Origin of the sequence: Ruminiclostridium josui JCM 17888, from assembly GCF_000526495.1 — a bacterium.
In the GTDB taxonomy this organism is placed as follows: domain Bacteria; phylum Bacillota; class Clostridia; order Acetivibrionales; family DSM-1351; genus Ruminiclostridium; species Ruminiclostridium josui.
Window position 1 is genome coordinate 2,360,517 of sequence record NZ_JAGE01000001.1, and the last position, 22,211, is coordinate 2,382,727.

Annotated in this window: 1 protein-coding gene; it reads left to right on the forward strand. The window is 37.3% G+C overall.

Going from position 1 to position 22,211, the window contains the following annotated elements:
- Positions 1-2: 2 nt before the first annotated feature.
- Positions 3-22,160, forward strand: coding sequence for a non-ribosomal peptide synthetase (locus tag K412_RS0110935; protein WP_024833150.1), 22,158 nt, complete (start codon positions 3-5; stop codon positions 22,158-22,160).
- Positions 22,161-22,211: the final 51 nt, after the last annotated feature.

Sequence of the window (22,211 nt, forward strand, 5' to 3'; positions counted from 1 at the left end):
ACATGAGCAAAGAAATAAACAATAAGGTTGAAGGTATATATCTTTTGACTTCCATGCAGGAAGGAATGTTGTTTTATAAAAACTTGAATGAAAAAGATACCAGTTATGTTATACAATCTGTATTAAATCTGAAGGGTATTGTTGATATAAAAAACATCCAGGAAGCCATTGATTTATTGGCCGTAAAACATGATGCCTTAAGAACGGTATTTTTGTATAAAAAGGTTGTCAAGCCACGTCAGGTTGTTATGACAGAAAGAAAGCTTGAATATCAATACATTGATTTATCAAATGTTCAAGATATAAGCACTGAATTAGAGAGAATTAAGAAAGAAGATGTTGCCAGGGGATTTGATTTATCCAGAGATTCGTTAATGAGAGCTATACTTATAAAAATCAGCAATGATGAGTATAAAATGATATGGAGCTTTCATCATATAATTATGGACGGCTGGTGCTTTTCCTTAATTCTTAAAGACTTTATGTCAAACTATGACAGACTGCAAAAAGGTAGCTCAAGGGAAGAGCTTGTAAAGGAGATTAAAGAATGTAATGCAGGACGAACAAGCTATGGGGAATACTTGAAATGGCTTGAAAAGCAGGACAGAAATGAAGGCTTGGATTATTGGAGGAGCGTTCTAGAGGACTACGGAAGTACAGCGGATATTATACCTCAGACTGAGGGCACAAAGACTGAAGAACAGGTCAAGACTGCTGAACTGAAGGTAGAAAAGGGTCTGTGCGATGCAATAAAAGATATTAGTAAGAAGAATAAAATAACAATTAATACATATCTGGAAGTTGCATGGGGTGTGTTACTCCAAAAATATAACAGGACAAATGATGTTGTTTTCGGTAAAGTCGTATCAGGTAGAAATGCTGATTTGAAAGGAATAAACGAAACAGTAGGGCTTTTCATAAATACAATTCCTGCCCGAATTAAGGCGGATGAAAATATTTCTATAAAAGAATTGGTTGACCAGACAATGGAGCAATCAGTGGAAAGTTCCAATTATGTTTATAATTCCCTTGCTGATATTCAGGAAATTACCGGGCTCGGCAAGGACTTGATAAAGACACTGTTTGTATTTGAAAATTATTATGTAGATAAAGAAGCTTATGAAAAAGGCGTAGATGACCTAAGTATGCAATTGGAGTCTGCAAGGGAACAGACTAATTATGCTATCTCATTCAAAGCCTCTTTTTCAGATCAGGGATTTTTGCTTTCTGGTGAGGACAGTTTAGATTTAAGTATTATGTATGACCCTAAAAGATATACACATCAGGAGATAGAGCAATTACTCAAGAGATATGAAATTATTCTTGCTCAGATTCTTTATAAGCAGGACATAAAAGTATCAGACATTGAATTGATTTCTAGAGAAGAGACAGACAGGATAAAATATGTATTTAACAATACAGACAAAGACTATCCCCAGAATTTATGTCTACATGAATTATTTGAAAAGCAGGTGGAAGAAAATCCTGATAATATAGCAGCATATTTTAAGGGGACTGAGATAACCTATCGACAGTTGAACTCAAAGTCCAACCAAATTGCAAGAAAGCTGAAAGAGCTTGGAGTCATGCCTAAAGATACAGTTGTAATCATGGCCGAAAGAAGTATAGAACTTCTGATTGCATTGTATGCCGTTATGAAGGCAGGAGGCACATATATTCCAGTAGACCCCACCTATCCTCAGGAAAGATTGGAGTATATAGTAAGTGACTGTAAACCAAAGGTAATATTGTCACGCCGAGATTGTCTTGGTTTTAATACTGAGGTGCCTTTTATATCATTAATTGATGACAACAATTATAAATGTGAAGATACAAATCTGCCTATCGTAAATTCACCTGAGGACCCGGTATATATTATTTATACCTCGGGAACTACAGGAAAACCAAAGGGAGTTGTGATAAGACATAAGTCCGTGGTCAACCATTTATATATCGTCAGAGACAGATTTTACAAGGGTGATGTAGGGGTAACACCTTTATTTACCAACCCTTCATTTGACTTGACGGTTCCATCTATATTTGGACCTATTTCCTTTGGAAGCAAGTGCTATATTTATGAAAATATTGACGAAGGTATAGCAGATATTTTCAAAAATGATGAAATTACATTGGTTAAGCTTACTCCATCTTTGCTGAAAACAATTTGTATGGACAGCAATCTAAAAAAGCCTAAAAATCTGAAATGTATTGTTCTTGGCGGAGAAAAACTGGATAAGGCACTTTTAAATAAAGCCTATGAACTTCTTGGGGAAGAGGTTGAAATTCATAATGAATACGGCCCCACAGAAGCTACTGTTTTCGCCACCAGTACTCTTATGGAAAAAGACAGCGAGAAAATCGTTACAATAGGAAATCCCGTTGAAAATATGCATATTTATATTCTTGATGGTACAAAACTTTGTGGTATAGGCATTGTGGGAGAGCTATGCATAAGCGGTATAGGCCTGTCTACTGGATATTTAAATAATGATGATTTGACTGCAGAAAAGTTTATAGATAATCCTTTTGAAGAAGGAAAGCTGTATAGGTCAGGGGATTTGGCACGATGGCTGCCTGACGGAACTATTGAATTTATTGATAGAATAGATGATCAGGTAAAAATCAGAGGGTTTAGAATTGAAACAGCGGAGATTGAAAATGTTCTGCGCAGCATAGAAGGTATCAATGATGCGGTAGTAATACCAAGAAAAGACGAAAACGGAGAAAATGAGCTTTATGCTTACCTTGTGTCAGATATAGCTATGAGATATGACCAGGTAAGGGAAAAAATGAGAAGAATACTCCCAGATTATATGATACCAAATTATATGATGACAATTGATGAAATACCTCTTACTCTTAATGGAAAACTGGATAAGAGAAAGCTGCCGGTAATAGACGTCATGAGCAGTACAGAATATCTAGCTCCAAGAAATGAAATTGAAAAAAGTATTTGCAGCATATTCGAAGATGTTTTAAACAAAGAAAAAATAGGTGTCCGAGACAATTTCTTTGAAATTGGAGGCCATAGTCTGAGAGCTACCCGGGTTATAAACCAGATTGAAATTAATACCGGAATAAGACTTCCATTGCAGTTTATATTTAACAAACCTACAGTTGAGGGGATTGCAGAGGAACTTACAACTCGGATTGAGGGCCAGTATGCTTCAATTCCCAAAGCAGAAGTAAAAAAATATTATCCCATGTCTTCAACCCAAAAAAGAATGTACTTTATGTACCAGATTGATGAGTCAGGTATTTCCTACAACATGCCAAATATAATGCGGGTCAAGGGCAGTCTGGACATTGAAAAGCTAAAGGATGCTTTTTCATATCTTCTATACAGACATGAGATTTTAAGAACTGAGTTTCATATGCAAGATGGTAATATGGTTCAGGAAATCCACGAAAAACCTGTTGTTGACTTTACATATATTGAATCTCAGCTGTCCATTGATGAACTTGCAGCATCATTTGTAAGAAGATTTGACCTGGAAAAACTTCCGCTTATAAGAATGCAGGTTGCAAAATCATATGATGAAACATACATTCTTCTTGATATGCATCATATTGTTTCAGATGGTGTAAGTGAGGGCGTATTTATCAATGAACTTTTAAAGCGCTATAATGACATGGATTTGGAAGAACTCAGAATTCAATATAAGGATTATAGCGAGTGGATGAATACCAGAGATTTCTCCAAGCAAAAAGAGTTTTGGATAAAGACCTTTGAGGGAGAAATACCTGTTATTGACCTGCCCTATGATTTTACCCGACCACAGAATCGTAGCTACAAAGGTAAAATGGTAAAAACGTCATTCGGCAAAGAAATAAAAGAACAAGTTATGAAGGTCTCAAAGAGTACAGGTTCAACAGAGTATATGATATTATTGTCTGCCGTAATGATTTTGCTGGGGAAATACAGTCGGCAGGAAGATATCATTGTGGGAAGTCCTATATCCGGAAGAACTCACAAGGATATTGAAAATATGATGGGTATGTTTATCAATACACTTGCAATGAGGGCCAAACCCCGTAAAGATGAAACGGTTCTTGGATTTATTAATACTGTAAAGGAAATGACCTTACAAGCCTATGAAAATCAGGAATACCCATTTGAGCAACTTGTGGAAGACCTTAATATTCAAAGTGAAATTTCAAGAAACGCTTTATTTGACGTAATGTTTGTATATCAGAATTATGAAAAGCGAAATTTAAAATCAAAGAAACTTACTCTGGAGGCTTGTGCTCCTGAAATAAATGTTGAGAAGTTTGACTTGACAATACACGTAGACGTTACGGATGATGAATACCTAATTGCATTCAGCTATTGCTTGGATTTGTTCTGTGAAGATTCAATAAAAATCATGATGAAGCACCTAGAAGTAATTCTATGTAATATGATGGCGGATACCAGTAAAAAAATTAAGGATGTAGGTATTCTTACATTAGATGAGAAGGACCAGGTAATCCATCAGTTTAATAATACATTTAAAGCATATCCACTTGAGAGAACTGTAATTGAGCTGTTTGAAGAACAGGTGAAAATTAGTCCAGATAAAATTGCACTGGAATATGGTGACATCCAATTAACTTATGGTGAACTTAACGCAAGAGCAAATTGTATTGCTTCTAAGTTGAGAAATCTCGGAGTGAAGACTGATGACAGAGTGGCAATCATTGCAGAGAGAAGTATTGAAACAGTTCTCGGAGTTGTTGCTGTTCTTAAAGCCGGAGGAGCATATGTTCCCATTGACCCAGGCTATCCTGTGGACAGAATACAGTTTATGATTGAGGATTGTAGTCCGAAAGCTATACTTATTGGTAAGACAGAACAATCTGTTAAGGATTGTATACTGACATTGAATATAGAAATAATAGATTTAAAAAATCAGGAAAATTACAGCAGTATACAGGAAAATTTGCCGTTGATATGCAGGGAGGACAGTCATGTTTACATAATATATACATCTGGAACCACAGGTAAACCTAAGGGCGTAATGATTGAACACAAATCCTTAATGAATTATATTACATATGCCAGAAACAGCTATGTAAAGTCGGATATCTGTATGCCATTTTTCACCAATCCAAGCTTTGACTTAACTCAGACCTCTATATTCCTGCCATTATGCTTTGGTGGAAAATTAGTAGTGTATAATGACACTGTTGATAATGATATAAATAATGTATTCCGAAATCAGGAGTTGACGTCAGTAAAGCTAACACCATTACATCTGAAGGAAGCTGCGGCACTTCAGAATGTGGGTAAACTTCCTAATCTGAATTCCCTTATACTTGGAGGAGAGGAACTGGATTCACACACTTCTAGACTTATAGTTGAGAAATATGGAGAGCACATAGATATCCATAACGAGTATGGACCTACAGAAACAACAATAGGCTGTTGTGATTATATATATCATAAAGGGATTAAAACCAGAACTGTCTCAATCGGTAAGCCAATTGCAAACACACAAATATTTATTATGAATGACGGGGAGCCTTGCGGTATAGGGGTACCTGGAGAATTATGTATTGCAGGTATTGGTGTGGCAAGAGGGTACTTGAACAGACCAGAGCTTAATGCGGAGAAATTCATTGATAATCCTTTCGGTGATGGAAAAATGTACCGCTCGGGAGATTTGGCCCGTTGGACCTCAGATGGAAACCTTGAGTACATGGGAAGAATTGATGAGCAGGTAAAAATTAGGGGCTTCAGGGTTGAGCCAGGTGAAATAGAAAATGTTATTAAGAAACTTGAAGATATAAAAGAAGCGGTTGTAATTGCAAGAGAAAAGGATGGGATAAAGTATCTGCTTGCATACGTAGTTTCGGATAAAACTATAGACATTGGTAAAATTAAAAATCTGTTAAATAGTGAATTGCCCAATTATATGGTGCCGGCAAGAATAATGCAGATAGAATCTTTACCAATGAACAAGAATGGAAAGTTGGACAAGAAAAGTCTACCTGAGATTGAGCTGTCAGGTTCTGATGAATATGAAGCGCCTCGTAACGAGACAGAAGAGAAAATATGCGGGATTTTTAAGGAGATTCTTGGGGTACAGAAAGTCGGAGTACATGATGGGTTCTTTGATCTTGGTGGACATTCCCTCAGTGCCACAAAACTTGTAAACCGAATAGAAGCAGAGCTTGGGATTAGAATTCCTCTGAAAACTATTTTCAGGGCTGGAAGTCCTGAGGAAATAGCCCATGAACTGGATAAATTAAGAGAAAACACGTATACACCGATTCCTAAGGCAAAGGATATGGAGTACTATCCAATGTCTTCAGCCCAAAAGCGCTTGTATTTAATTAGCCAAATAGGTGATGTATCAACTGTATATAATATTTCTGGTTCATTTTCTCTCTTTGATAAGTTTAATGAAATGAAAATAAGGCATGCAGTTGAAAAATTGACAGCACGCCATGAAACTTTAAGAACAAGTTTCCATATGGTAAATGGCGAAATGGTTCAAAAAATAAGTCAATATAATAAAATAGATTTTTCGGTTATTGAAGATGATAAAACTGAACTGAGTAAGCTTCAGGATGATTTCAGAAAGCCATTTAACCTTCAGGAGGCACCTCTTATGAGAGTATGTGCCGTAAAAAGGGAAACTGAAACAGTACTGCTGATTGATATACACCATATTATATCAGACGGTATGAGCATGGATATATTGAAAAATGAGCTAATGAAACTGTATTACGGTGAAGAACTTAATGAAGTAAGAGTTCACTATAAGGATTACAGCCAATGGATGAAACACAGGGATTTATCAAAGCAAAAAGAATACTGGGTCAGTCGATTCAGTGATGAGGTACCTGTATTAAATCTGCCTTTGGACTATAAGAGACCTTCTGTTCAGTCATTTAAAGGTGGCGGAGTGAGTACTTTTATAGGAGCTGACCGAACTGCGGCAATCAAAAATCTGGCACGCAGAACCGGAACAACGGAATATATGGTGCTTCTCAGTGCGGTGTTTATCTTACTTGGAAAGTACAGCAGACAAGATGATGTTACAGTAGGTACCCCTGTTTCAGGTAGAACCCATAAGGATACCGAAGATATGCTTGGTATGTTCGTTAATACCCTTGTGATGAGGGCAAAACCTGAAACAACAAAACAGTATACTGATTTCCTGTCAGAAATAAGGGAAATTTGTTTATCTGCATATGAAAATCAAGAGTTTCCTTTTGAAGAACTCTTGGAAGAAGTTAAGGTTAATAGGGATATATCCCGTAACCCTATGTTTGATGTAATGTTTTCAGTGCAGAATAACAGGAATTTTGATGATGAATTTGAAGGTATATATATAAATGAAACTGCAGAGGTTTTAAACCATAATATTGCAAAATTTGATTTAGCCATCAGTGCCGGCGAAAGCAATGGAGGATATCTGGTCCTTTTTGAATATTGCAGCGATTTATTTAAGAAAGAAAGCATACTTGCAATGGCCGAGCATTTTAAAAAGATTATAGATGAAATAACAGACAGGAAAGATTTGACTTTAGCAGAAATAAATACTGCAACAAACGAAGAAAAGAACCTCATACTGAACATATTTAATGATACCTCAAAGCCGTATGCTAAAGAAAAAACCGTAATTGAATTATTTGAAGAGCAGGTCAAAAATTCACCTGACCGTATGGCAATAATTTTTAAAGATATTAAAATAACATATTCAGAACTGAATAATAGGGTAAACTGTATCGCGGTTAGACTACGAGAAATGGGCATTCGGCCGGATGATTTTGTGGCTGTAATGGCTGAACGCAGTATGGAAATGATAGTGGGTATGCTGGCGGTTATAAAGGCCGGAGGAGCTTATGTACCAATAGATGCCTCATACCCTGCTGAAAGAATTGATTATATATTGGAGGACAGCAAAGCAAAAGCTATCCTTGTATATAATGCTGATATTAAAACGGATATTCCGGTAATTGACCTTGCAAACCAAAAGCTATGGGAAGGGGAACAAGATAATCTTCCCGTTGTAAATAAACCAAATGATTTAATGTATTTAATTTATACTTCGGGTACCTCTGGAAAACCTAAAGGTGTAATGCTGGAGCACAAGGGTGTTGTATCAATGACATCATATCTTGCCGACTTGTATCAAATGAGTGGAGATGATGTAGTTCTGCAGTTTGCAAACTGCATATTTGATGCATCGGTTTGGGAGCTTACAATTTCACTGTTTACCGGGGCTAGTTTGTGCTTAATACCACAGGAAGTAATAGCCGATGTAAAGTTATTTGAAGAATATGTAGAAGAGCACAATGTAACAATTACACTTCTCCCGCCACAGTACTGTCTTCAGACTTCGGTAAAAGGACTAAGAGTGTTGACTACCGGAGGTTCTGCGGCGAACAGGGAAGTTATAAGAAAGTACGGTGAAAAGACTAGGTTCATAAATGCTTATGGCCCTACAGAGAATACGGTATTGGCAACCCATTGGGAATACACTCCCAATACTGAAATACCTAATAATATTCCTATAGGAAAACCTATATACAACAGCAGGATATATATTCTTGACGGGAACAACCTGTGTGGTATAGGCATACCGGGTGAATTATGTATTACAGGTGACGGAGTGGCTAGAGGATACTTGAATCTTTCCGATCTCACAAGTGAAAAGTTCATTGATAATCCCTTTGGAGAAGGGAAAATGTACAGGTCAGGAGACTTGGCACGTTGGCTGCCTGATGGAAATATTGAATACCTTGGCAGAATTGATGAGCAGGTGAAAATTAGAGGTTTTAGAATTGAGCTTGAGGAGATAGAGAATGTTATCAGGAAAATCCCATATATAAAGGACTCAGTAGCAATAGCTAAGCCGGATACTAGCGGTGATAACGCAATTTATGCATACGTGGTGTCTGATGAAGAAGTTGATTTGGGTATATTAAGGGATGAAATCAGAAAATCACTTCCAGAATATATGGTTCCCGGATATATGATGCAGATTGATTCCATTCCTGTTACCGGAAGTGGAAAGGTTGATAAGCGTGCGCTGCCGGATATAGAAATTAGAAGTTCCGGTGTGTATCAGCCTCCACGGAACGAAACTGAAGCAACAATTTGTGCTGCATTTTGTTCTGTGCTGAATTTAGAGCAGACGGGAATCCATGATGATTTCTTCGAATTGGGTGGACACTCCTTGAGAGCCACCAAACTGGTAAATAAAATAGAATCCGATACAGGTGTAAGGTTATCATTGAAAGATATATTCAGTAGTCCTACACCAGAGCTTATTGCCGAATTGGTTGACGCACATTCTAGTAAGGTGTACAGTAGCATAGTACCGGCTGAACAAAAAGAATATTATGCTGTTTCATCGGCTCAGAAAAGAATGTACTTGCTTAATGAACTTGATAATACAGGAGTAGCTTATAATATTTCAGGTATTTTGGAGCTGTCCGGAAAATTAGATAGTGTTAAGTTCAGGAGCGCTGTTGAACAGTTGATTCATAGACATGAAGCTTTAAGAACCAGCTTTACCGTTATAAATGGTGAACCGGTGCAAGTTATTAATGAAAATGCTGTTATTGACATAGCTTTTACCGAGGCAGGGGAAGCTGATATTATGAAGTTGTACAGGGGATTTGTAAGACCATTTGATTTGAGCAAAGCCCCACTAATGCGATTAATGGTTGTTTATACTAAAAATGAGACTACAAATATATTAATTGATATGCATCATATTATTTCAGATGGTATGAGCTTGAATATTATTCAGAGTGACCTTATAAGACTGTACAACGGTGAAAAACTTCCCGCATTGGAGTTACAATACAAGGATTATAGTGAGTGGATGCTTTCGAGGGATTTGACACCCCAACGGGAATATTGGAAAAACCAGTTCAGTGATGAGATTCCAGTACTGGAAATGCCATTGGATTATCCCAGACCCTCAAAACAGAAATTTAATGGAAGTTCTGTTAGATATTTCATAAGAGGAACTCTGAAGGAGCGAGTGCTTCAGTTGGCACAAAAATCGGGAACTACAGAGCATATGGTGCTTTTTAGTGCTTTGATGATACTCCTTTCAAAATATAGCAGACAGCATGATATTATAGTTGGAAGTCCTGTATCAGGTAGAAATCATAAAGATACCGAGGGAATAGCCGGTATGTTTGTAAATACCCTACCCTTGAGAGCTAAACCGGAGGATGGTAAGAAATACCTTGATTTTCTAGAGGAAATAAAGGAGACATGCCTTAAAGCATATGAAAATCAGGAATTCCCATTTGAAGAGATAGTAGAAGCGGCAGGCGTAAGCAGGGATTTATCAAGAAATCCGCTTTTTGATGTAATGTTTGTAATGGAAAATAATGATCAGAATACGGAGAACTTTGATGGACTTGTTTTTAACGTCTCAGAACTGGATGACAGACACACAACATCTAAGTTTGATATGACGTTTACTTTGGTGCCGCATAATACTGGGTACCAGCTTACATTGGAATACAGTACGGATTTGTACAAAGAAGACAGTGTTGTCGGAATAATGAATCATTATATACAAGTAATCGAATCTATTACAGCCGACTATTATGGATTCATTGGTGATATCGAAATACTTACAGAGGAGGACAGAGCTAGCATTGCAAAGTTCAATGAAACTGAAACAGACTATCCAAAGGACAAAACTATAGTGGAACTCCTTGAGGAGCAGGTAAGCAAAACTCCAAACAATATAGCTGTAGTATTCGATGACACAAATATAACATATTATGAATTGAATAAACGAGCAAATATATTGGCCAACAAGCTGCGCAGTATGGGAGTACAGCCGGATGATAGGATTGCTGTTCTGGCAGAACGAAGCGCAGAAGTGATTATAGGTATTTGTGCGATTCTTAAAGCGGGTGGAGCATATGTACCTATAGACACCAGGTACCCCGAAACAAGAATCAAATACATTATAGAAGATTGTTCTGCAAAAGCAGTTCTTGTCCATATGAACTTAATTGATGCGGAAGTTCCTGTAATTGATTTGGCTGAAAAAGACACATGGGATGGTATTAGTGATAATCTGCCTAGAGTCAATACACCTTCGGATTTAGCATACATTATTTATACATCGGGTACCACCGGGAATCCAAAAGGCTCCATGATAGAACATAGGAGTGTTATCAGGCTTGTAAAAGATACAAACTATATCTCTTTTGGCACTGATTCGGTAATCCTGCAAACAGGTGCAATGGCTTTTGATGCTTCTACCATGGAAGTCTGGGGGCCATTGTTGAATGGCGGAAAGCTTGTTCTGGCTGACTATGATGTAATACTGGAAGCAAATGCACTAGAAAATGTTATTTTGAAGAACAAGGTCAATACCATGTGGCTTACATCAACGTTATTTAACCAGTTGGTAGAAATGAAATGCAGTATTTTTGACTCTCTTGATACACTGCTAATAGGGGGCGAAAAGCTGTCAGATAAGCATGTAAGGACATTTAAAAAAGAAAATGTTAAAACAAAACTGATTAACGGATACGGCCCAACAGAAAATACTACATTTACAACAACCTTCTGTATTCCGGATAACTTTGATAGGATCCCGATAGGAACTCCTATAGCAAATACCAGAGTTTATATTGTTGATGAAGGGAAAAAACTTTGTGGAATCGGGATTCCGGGTGAGATATGTACAGCGGGAGCAGGTGTATCCCGGGGATATTTGAACAGACCTGAACTCACGAAGGAAAAGTTTATTTCAGATATTCTGGGTGAAAATGTATTGTATTGCACTGGAGATTTGGGAAGGTGGCTTCCAGACGGTAACATTGAGTATTTAGGAAGAATTGACGAGCAAATCAAGATAAGGGGCTTCAGAATAGAGCTTAGTGAAATAGAGGCAGTTATAAAAGGACTTGATGAAGTTAGTGACTGTGCAGTAATCGTTCGTGAGGATGAATCAGCACAGAAAGCAATATATGCATATATTGTCCCTAAAAATACAATTTCGGTTATGGATGTCAAGGAACAATTACGTAAGTTGTTACCGGACTATATGATACCTTCATTTATAGCTATGTTGGATAAATTGCCCGTAACTGCAAACGGAAAACTGGATAAAAGGGCTCTAAATAACATAAAGGCATCAAGCTTGAGAGAACAGGTTGCACCGGGTACTCCAACTGAGAAGGTTATTTATTCGATTTTTAGCAATGTATTGAAGACAGATGAGCTGTCCATAAAGGATGATTTCTTTGAAATGGGCGGACACAGCCTTAGGGCTATGCGTCTCATTAATGAAATTGAAGAAGCAATGGGGATTCGACTTTCATTAAAGGATATTTTTGAATACCCTACAATTGAGAAACTATCTCAATATGTAGAAAAATCTATATGTGATGTGTTTGAGCCTATTCCTGCTGTTGAAAAGAGCAAGTATTATCCAATGTCATCAGCTCAAAAGCGAATGTACATGATATATCACATGGATGAAACTGGTCTTTCATATAATATGCCTTTTATAATGAAGGTATCTGGAGGACAGCTTGATTATGAAAGATTGGAACATGCTTTTTCTGAAATGCTGAGAAGACATGAAATTTTGAGAACCGTATTTAAAATGATAGACGGCGATTTGGTTCAGGAAATTCTGGATAATCCTGTATTGGATTGCAAATACGAGGAATGTAATGCCTCTCTTGAAAATATAATTAATGGTTTTGTAAGAAAATTCAGACTGGATGAACTACCACTAATAAGATTAAAGGTGGTTCGTACGAAATCCGAAGAATATGTGATGCTAGATATGCACCATATTATATCTGACGGAATGAGCTCAGTAATTTTATTTGATGAACTTATGAAACTGTATGGTAAACAGGAGCTTGTACCATTAAGGGTTCAATACAAGGATTACAGCCAGTGGATTAACTCGAGAGATTTTGAGACTCAAAGACAGTATTGGAAGGATCAATTCAATGGAGATATACCGGTACTTGATTTTCCTTTGGACTTTACAAGACCACAGATCCAAACCTTCCGAGGGAAAATTGTAGAGACAACTATTACTGAAGAAACGAGAAAGAAGATAATAAAGCTGACTCAGGATACGGGGACAACAGAATATATGGTGTTGTTGGCTGCATTTACACTGCTGTTGGGCAAATACACCAGACAGGAAGATATAATTGTGGGCAGCCCTATATCAGGAAGAACACACAAGGATACAGAAAGTATGCTAGGTATGTTTGTAAATACTCTGGCATTTAGAACGTTCCCAGAAAAGGAAAAGAGTTTTGGAGAGTTCTTGGAAGAGGTAAAAAGCACTGTCATGAATGGATACGATAATCAAGAATATCCATTTGAAGAATTGCTAGAAGATTTGAATATAGATAGAACAGTATCCAGAAATCCATTGTTTGATGTAATGTTTGTTTACCAGAATAACGAGAAGATAAACTTAAAGACAGAGGAATTCAGCCTTGAACCGTGTGCTTCTGGTACAGATATTGAAAAATTTGATATGACTATAATTATAAGTCCTTCGGAGAAGGGATATACCGTATCTGCAAGCTATTGTACAGACCTTTTCAGAGAAGAGTCAATTGATTTATTATTGGTACACTTTAAAAATGTTATTGAAAATGCTATTGAAAATACAAGTCTTAAGCTCAGGGAAATAAGTGCTTTGGATAACGATGAGTATACAAAAGTAATACATAAGTTTAATGACAATAAAACTGGTTATCCTTCACATAAGACAATAGGAGAGTTGTTTGCAGAACAGGCAAAGCGTTCACCGGAATCCATTGCATTAATGTCTGACAGCACTGCCATAACATATGCAGAGCTTGACCTGCTATCGGGTAAAATAGCGACTGCCCTGAGAAATGAGGGAGTAAGGGCTGGTGATTTTGTTGCGGTCACCACTGAGAGAACATTAGAGACTATTATAGGAATTTTGGGTATTGTAAAAGCAGGAGGAGCATATGTACCTATTGATTTAAACTATCCAGAGGAAAGACTCAAATATATTCTTGAGGATTGCAAACCCAAAGTTTGTCTGCAAGGCGAGGAAAAATTACCTCTTGATACAGGATATAAAGTTATTGATATTACAGATATAGATGACTATCCTTTGGAAACTCTTGAAAATATCAACAGCCCAGATGATTTGGTGTATCTGATTTATACATCGGGAACAACGGGAACCCCAAAGGGTGTTATGGTGAAGCATAGGAATGTTGTCAGATTAGTTAAAAATACAAACTATGTGTCACTTGACGAGGATACAGTAATAATGCAAACAGGTTCACTTGCCTTCGATGCCTCCACATTTGAAATTTGGGGAGCATTGTTAAACGGCGGAAAGCTGGTTATTGCATCTAATGAGGTACTTACAAATGAGAAATATCTGTATAAGGAGATAATAAACAAGGGTGTTAATACAATGTGGCTGACAGCATCTCTCTACAATCAGATGGTTTCAGACAACAGTAATATGTTTGACAGTATTTCATATCTTTTGATTGGCGGAGAAAAGTTGTCAGAAAAGCATGTTAATATGCTCAGAGCCGTAAATAATTCAACACATTTGATTAACGGCTATGGGCCTACAGAGAATACCACATTTACAACAACATACGAGATTAAAGAATGCATGGACCAGATACCCATTGGACGCCCCATTGCAAATACGCAGGTCTACGTAATGAATGGGCATGAGGTATGCGGAATAGGTATGCCTGGAGAATTATGCACATCAGGGGATGGCTTATCTAATGGTTATCTCAATAATCCTCAGTTGACTGCAGAGAAGTTTGAAGCCAATATTTTCGGCGAAGGAAACATGTATCATACAGGGGACCTTGTAAGATGGCTTCCAGACGGAAATATCGAGTACCTTGGGAGAATAGACCAACAGGTTAAAATAAGAGGTTTTAGAATTGAGCTGGGTGAGATTGAAGCAACAATAAGAAAAAGTGACACTGTAAAGGATGTAGCCGTTGTATTAAAAGAGAAGCTCGATAACGAAAAGTATATCTGTGCATATGTGGTAACGAAAAAGGGAGATGATGCTTCCGGATTGAAGAGTGAGCTCCGTAAAACTTTGCCGGAATATATGATACCAGCCAAAATAGTTCAATTGAATGAACTTCCATTGACTATAAATGGAAAACTAGATAGAAGACGACTCCCGGAGGTTGATTTTACCGAAGATACAGAATATATTGCCCCCAGGAATGAACTTGAAAATACTGTGGCAAGAATATTTGCGGATATTCTCAATATTGAGAAAGTAGGAGTAACAGACAACTTCTTTGAACTAGGTGGTCATTCTCTACGTGCAACAAGGCTTATTAATCGTATTGAAGAAGTCGCCGGAGCAAAGGTTTCATTAAAAGACATATTTGTTTATCCTACAGTTGAAATGCTTTGTTCATTAATATCTGAAAATAAAATCAACAGTAAATATGAACACATTCCAAAGGCAGAAATTAAAACATATTATGATATGTCTTCTGTTCAGAGAAGGATTTATCTGCTGAATCAAATAGAGCCGGATGGAATCGCATACAATATGCCAAGGTTTATGAAGATTGAGGGAACTTTGGATGTTGAAAAAATGAAGCAAGCATTTATAAGTATGATTCAAAGGCATGAAATACTAAGAACCTCCTTTATGATGCTTGACGGAAAAATGGTTCAGAAGATAGATGCTTCAGCAAACTTAGATTTTGAATATAGTAGGTTAAGTGATGCTGAACTGGAAAAAACCATAAAGGACTTTGTTCGCCCATTTGATTTAAGCAAGGCACCGCTATTCCGTGTTAAGCTGATTGAAAATGGTGGTTGTTGGTACATGCTCTTTGATATCCATCACATTATATCGGATGGAATGAGTAGTTCATTATTCTGGAAAGAAGTAATGCAATACTACATGGAAATGATTCCTAATGAATCAAACCTACAGTACAAGGATTACAGTGAATGGATGCTTTCCAGGGATATGAAACCTCAGGAAGAGTACTGGGTATCTAAATTCGAGAATCACATTCCAGAGCTTGATTTAAGGCTGGATTATCCTCGCTCAAGAGTTCAGGGATTCAGCGGGGATATGGTGGAGTATTCTATCGGAAAAGAACTAAAGCAAAAAATAGAGGAATTTTGTAAAACTGAAAAGGTGACTCCATATATGGTGTTTATGTCAGCGGCTATGGTACTGCTTTCTATACACAGTGGACAGGAGGAAATACTATTAGGAACTGTAATGTCCGGCAGAACTCATAAAGACACTGAGGAAATGCTAGGCATGTTTGTAAACACAGTAGTTATTGACGGTAATCCTGCACCGCATAAGCAATGTCTGGAGTTTATAAATGAAATACGGAATACTTCTTTAAAAGCTGCTGAAAATCAGGAGTACCCCTTTGATGAATTGCTGGACAAGCTGGAGATTAAAAGGGATATATCCAGAAATCCGTTATTTGATGTTATGTTTGTTATGCAGAATAATGAAAAATATATGTTTGATGCCAATGACATCAGAATAACAGATATTTCAGCAGACTTTAAGGTTGAGAAATTTGACATTACCATAGCTGTAGGGGAGCAGGACGATGAATATATAATTACCCTTGGGTATCGAAATGATTTGTTTAAAGAGTCCTCAATGAATGTTATGATATCTCATCTTAATACTATTATCAGCAGCATGGTAGAGGATCCTTATCAGAGTATCAAAGACATCCATAGGATTAGTTGTGATGAAAAGCATAAAATTTTGAATATATTCAACAACACAGACACCGAGTATCCAAGAGATAAGACAGTGTCTGAAATCCTGAACATTCAGACGGAAGAAACCCCTGATGCTATAGCAGTCATATGCGGCAATGATAAGATTTCATATGCGGAACTTGATAGAAAGTCCGATATGCTGGCAGTTAAACTGAGGGCCATGGGTGTTGGACGGGATGATACGGTTGCTGTTCTGGCGCAAACTGGTGTAGAAATGATTATTGGTATATGCGCTATACTGAAAGCCGGAGGAGCGTATGTACCTATTGATATCAGGTATCCGGAGGCTAGAGTACAGTTTATAATAAAAGACTGTAATCCAAAGGTTGTACTTACATATAATGCATGGGTTGACACAGATGTTCCACTGATAGATCTGGCAGATGCGAATTTATTTGAAGGGGATAATAATAAGATTGAGGTTATTAATAAGCCTACAGATTTGGCATATATTATTTATACATCTGGAACAACAGGAAATCCTAAAGGAACCATGATTGAACACAGGAGTATATTGCGCCTTGTTAAAAACAATAATTTTTTAAAGTTGAATAAAGACACTGTCATTTTGCAGACAGGAGCTATGGCATTTGATGCTTCAACATTAGAAGTATGGGGTTCATTGCTGAACGGAGGAAGGCTTGTTCTTGCAGAACAGGAGGTAATATTAAACGCTAGTCTTCTGGGTGCTGCTATAAGAGAATATCATGTAAATACAATGTGGCTGACTTCTACTTTGTTCAATCAGCTTGTTGAAACAGATTGTGAAATATTCAATCCTCTGAAGTATTTGCTGATAGGCGGAGAGAAATTGTCAGACAAGCATGTGAGAATGTTTAAGCAAAATAATGTATTAACAAAGCTTATAAACGGGTATGGGCCTACTGAAAATACAACTTTTACTACAACATATTCCATACCGGACAAGTTTGAAAGAATGTCCATAGGCAGCCCGGTTTCAAATTCAAAGGTATATATACTTGACAAAAATAACAACCTCTGTGGGATAAATGTACCGGGAGAATTATGTACAACGGGAGATGGTGTTGCACGAGGGTATCTTAACAGAGAACAACTTACCAAAGAGAAGTTTACGGATAATCCTTTCGGAGAAGGCAGGATGTATCGTACAGGAGATTTGGCAAGATGGCTTCCCGACGGAAATATTGAATTCCTTGGAAGAATTGACGAGCAGGTAAAAATAAGAGGATTCAGAATTGAACTTAGTGAAATTGAGACAGTAATAAAGGGTATTGAGGGTATTAAGGATTGTGCTGTCATTGTCCGTGAGGATGATAAGGGTGACAAGAGAATATGTGCGTTTACCGTAGAGGATGGTTCTGGCAAAGAAGTTGATATCAAAGCAACACTGAGAAACGTGTTCCCTGATTATATGATACCTTCATATATTACTAAAGTGGATTACCTTCCAATGACTAGAAATGGAAAGCTGGATGTTAGGGCCTTGCCTGAGATTGTTATGGAGGAAACAGATACCTATGTTGCACCTGAAAATGATACCCAAAAAATAATAGCCGGTATTTTTGAAGATGTACTGGGTATTAAGAAAGTGGGAATTAAAGACGATTTCTTTGAACTGGGAGGACATTCTCTGAAAGCCACCAAGGTAATAAACAGACTTGAAGCGGAGGTAGGTTGCAGAGTTTCTCTAAAGGATATATTTACGTATTCTACAGTGAAACAACTCAGTGAAATAGTAGATAAAAGCAATAACGATTTTGCTGAAATACCGGTATATGAAGAAAAACCGTACTATCTCATGAGTTCTGCACAAAAAAGAATATTTATTGTAAGCCAGTTTGATGAAACCCATACAGCGTATAATATGCCAATGGTATACGTTGTTCACGGTGATTTGGATATAGAAAAACTGAAGTATGCTTTTGACAGATTGGTATGCCGCCATGAAGTATTGCGTACACGCTTTTACATGAAACAGAATGAGGCGGTACAGGAAATTATGGATTCCTGCCGGATAGATTTTGAATACGAAGAAAGCAGCAACTTTAATGTAGATGAAGCCGTGAGAAAGTTTGTAAGACCTTTTGATTTCATGGAGGGATGCCTGCTAAGGATAAAAGTAGTAAGGTACTGTGACAGTTATTACCTGTTTATCGACACTCATCATATAATTTCAGATGGTATGAGCGTGTCAATAATGTTTAGAGAGTTATCCGACTTATATATGGGCAAGGAATTGCCAGAGCTGAGAATTCAGTACAGAGATTATTGTCAATGGATGACAACACGGGCTATTGAAAAGCAGAAAGAGTACTGGTTGCAGGAATTTTCTGATGAAATACCTGTACTTGAGTTACCTCTTGATTTTAAACGTGAAAAGACACAAAGCTTTAATGGCAAAATAATAAATTCATCCATTGAAGAAAGCATAAGAGATAGTGTCAAAAAACTGGCGAAGAGTACCGGAGCTACGGAATACATGGTGCTTTTATCAGCTGTTATGATTACTTTGAGCAAGTTCAGCAATCAGGAGGATATTGTAGTGGGAAGTCCTATATTCGGAAGAACCCACAAGGATATTGAGAACCTCATTGGTGTATTTGTCAATACTCTGGCACTACGAGGCAAACCGGAAGGACATAAAAAATATATTGATTTTCTGAAGGAAATCAAAGATAAAGCATTGAAGGCATACCAAAATCAGGATTATCAGTTTGATGATCTTGTGGAAGCACTGGACATACCAAGAGATTTCTCCAGAAATCCACTGTTTGATGTTATGTTTTCATTCCAGAATAATGATAATGCAATACTGGAAATAGATAATATAACAATGGAACCGGTAGAGCATTGTATGGAAAGCCAGAAGTTTGATCTGACAATATATATCGGAGAATCTGAAAGCTCGGGCTATGATATGAGTATAGGCTACTGCTCAGACTTGTTCAAAGAAGATACCATCCGGAATATTATCAGTCATTTTATGATTATACTTAAAAATACACTGGAAAATCCGGAGCAAAAAATCATGGATATTGAGACTCTGAGCCCGGAAGAAAAGGACAGACTTCTGAATGCCTTCAACAATACTAAGACAACGTATCCAAGAGATCTTACAATATGTCATCTGTTTGAAAAACAGGCTGAATTAACTCCGGATGCCACAGCAGCAGTATATAAGGGTATCAGGCAGTCCTACTCGGAGTTGAATAGTGCGGCAAACCGTATTGCCAACCATTTGAAGAGAAATAATGTGGGCAGGGAAGACATAGTAGGAATAATGCTTGAGCCTTCAGAGTTGATATTGTCAGGATTACTTGGAATACTGAAATCGGGGGCAGCATATTTACCCATCGACCCTGATTACCCTGAGGAACGAATAGAATATATGCTTGAGGACAGCAAAGCGGGAATTTTACTGACACAGCAAAGCTTGGCGGATAAAGTTAAGTTTTCGGGAAAGACAATATGCATTGACAGTGATTTCACATATGAATCAAAGGAATTTGTATCAGAAAATAAACCTTCTGATTTGGCATATGTCATATATACATCGGGATCTACAGGAAGGCCAAAAGGGGTAATGGTTGAACACAGATGTATAACAAACCTGGTTTATTGGCACAACCGAGTATATGGTGTTAATGAGAAAGACATTGCCACCAAGTATGCTGGCTTTGGATTTGATGCATCAGTATGGGAGATATATCCTTATTTGGCAGTAGGTGCACAGATCCACATAATTGAGAAGGACTTACGAATGAATATGGCCGGATTGAATAAATATTTTGAGGATAACGGTATTACTATCAGCTTCCTGCCAACTCAGATATGTGAACAATTTATAAAACAGGATAACAGTTCTCTCAGGATATTGCTAACGGGAGGAGACAAGCTGAGAAGTTTTACTTCCCGGGGCTATTCATTGGTGAATAACTATGGACCTACGGAAAATACTGTTGTTTCCACCTACTTTAGGGTTGACAGAGAATATGAAAATATACCAATAGGAAAGCCCGTGGACAACGTCAGAGCTTATGTAATAGATAAAAATTATAAGTTGGTTCCTGAAGGAGTACCAGGTCAGCTTGCTGTTGCAGGAGACAGCCTTGCTAGGGGATATTTATATAATGAAAGCCTTACAAAGGAGAAATTTATTGAAAATGCCTTTTCCTATGATTCAAGGATATACTTGACTGGAGACATTGTCAGATGGACGAAAGATGGAAATCTAGAGTATCTGGGAAGATGCGATGAGCAGGTTAAAATAAGAGGCAACAGAGTTGAGATAGGCGAAATTGAAAAAGTGGCATTGCAGTTCCCAGGTATTACAGATTGTGTGGTAACTGTGTGGGAGACAAAATCAGCTGATAAAAGGATAGCCTTGTATTACTGTGCTTCTGAGACTATAGATACACAGGAATTGAAAGCTTTCATTGCAAGGTTCCTCCCAGGATATATGATACCTAATGCATACTGCTGTTTAGATAATATGCCTGTAACTTCAAACGGAAAAGTTGATAAAAAGAGGTTGCCTAATCCGGAGAATTTTGAAGAAAAAGTAGAAATTACAGTTGAAATGACAGAAATAATGCAAAATGTTCTGGACGTATGGAAAGAAGTATTAGAGACAGAAAATATAGGTGTATACGATAACTTCTTTGATGTAGGCGGAAATTCTATATTATTGATTAGTATGCACGAAAAACTAGAAGAAATTTATCCAAAAGCACTTAGTATTTCCGACATTTTTGCAAACCCTTCAATTGTTATGCTGGCAGAAGTTATTGGAAAACACCAAAGCAAAAATGGAAAACACAGTAAAATAAAGGGAATCTCTTTACCGGAGGTATTTTTCAGTGGGGAACAGGGCAAAGGAAGCTCTGGAAGATTCAACTATTCGTGCACGCAGGAACAAGTGAGAGGCATACTCGGACAAGTAGATGATTACACTGAATTACAGAATATATTTACAGGTGTATACTATTACCTGCTGAATAATATCAGTAAACAGGAGCAAATTCAAATTCAATGCAAGTTTAGTGACAGTGAATATTACTCTTTGGATATTGACTTGGAAAATAATCATTTGCTGGACAGTATAGTAAATAAGGTAAAAGAGGCTAAGGAGGAGGCTGTAAAGAACTGTTATGATTTAAGTGAAATATCAAGGGCCTTTATGGAAAATATGGATGAAAACCAAGTGATACCTCTTTTGAAGTTTGGCAATAAATCTTCAAAAGAAGAGGCCGTGTTATTTGACTATGAGATTTGTATTAAAATCTTGCAGGATGAAATCTCCTTTGATTTGATTCAATTCAATGAAAGACTTAACGGACAATATATGGAGAATATGTTAAATTCATACATTAACATTATACTTAAGCTTTTTGGACAGCTATAACATTTTTCTCGGAGGGGTGCAGTACCCCTCCGGCTTGTTTTTTCAGATATT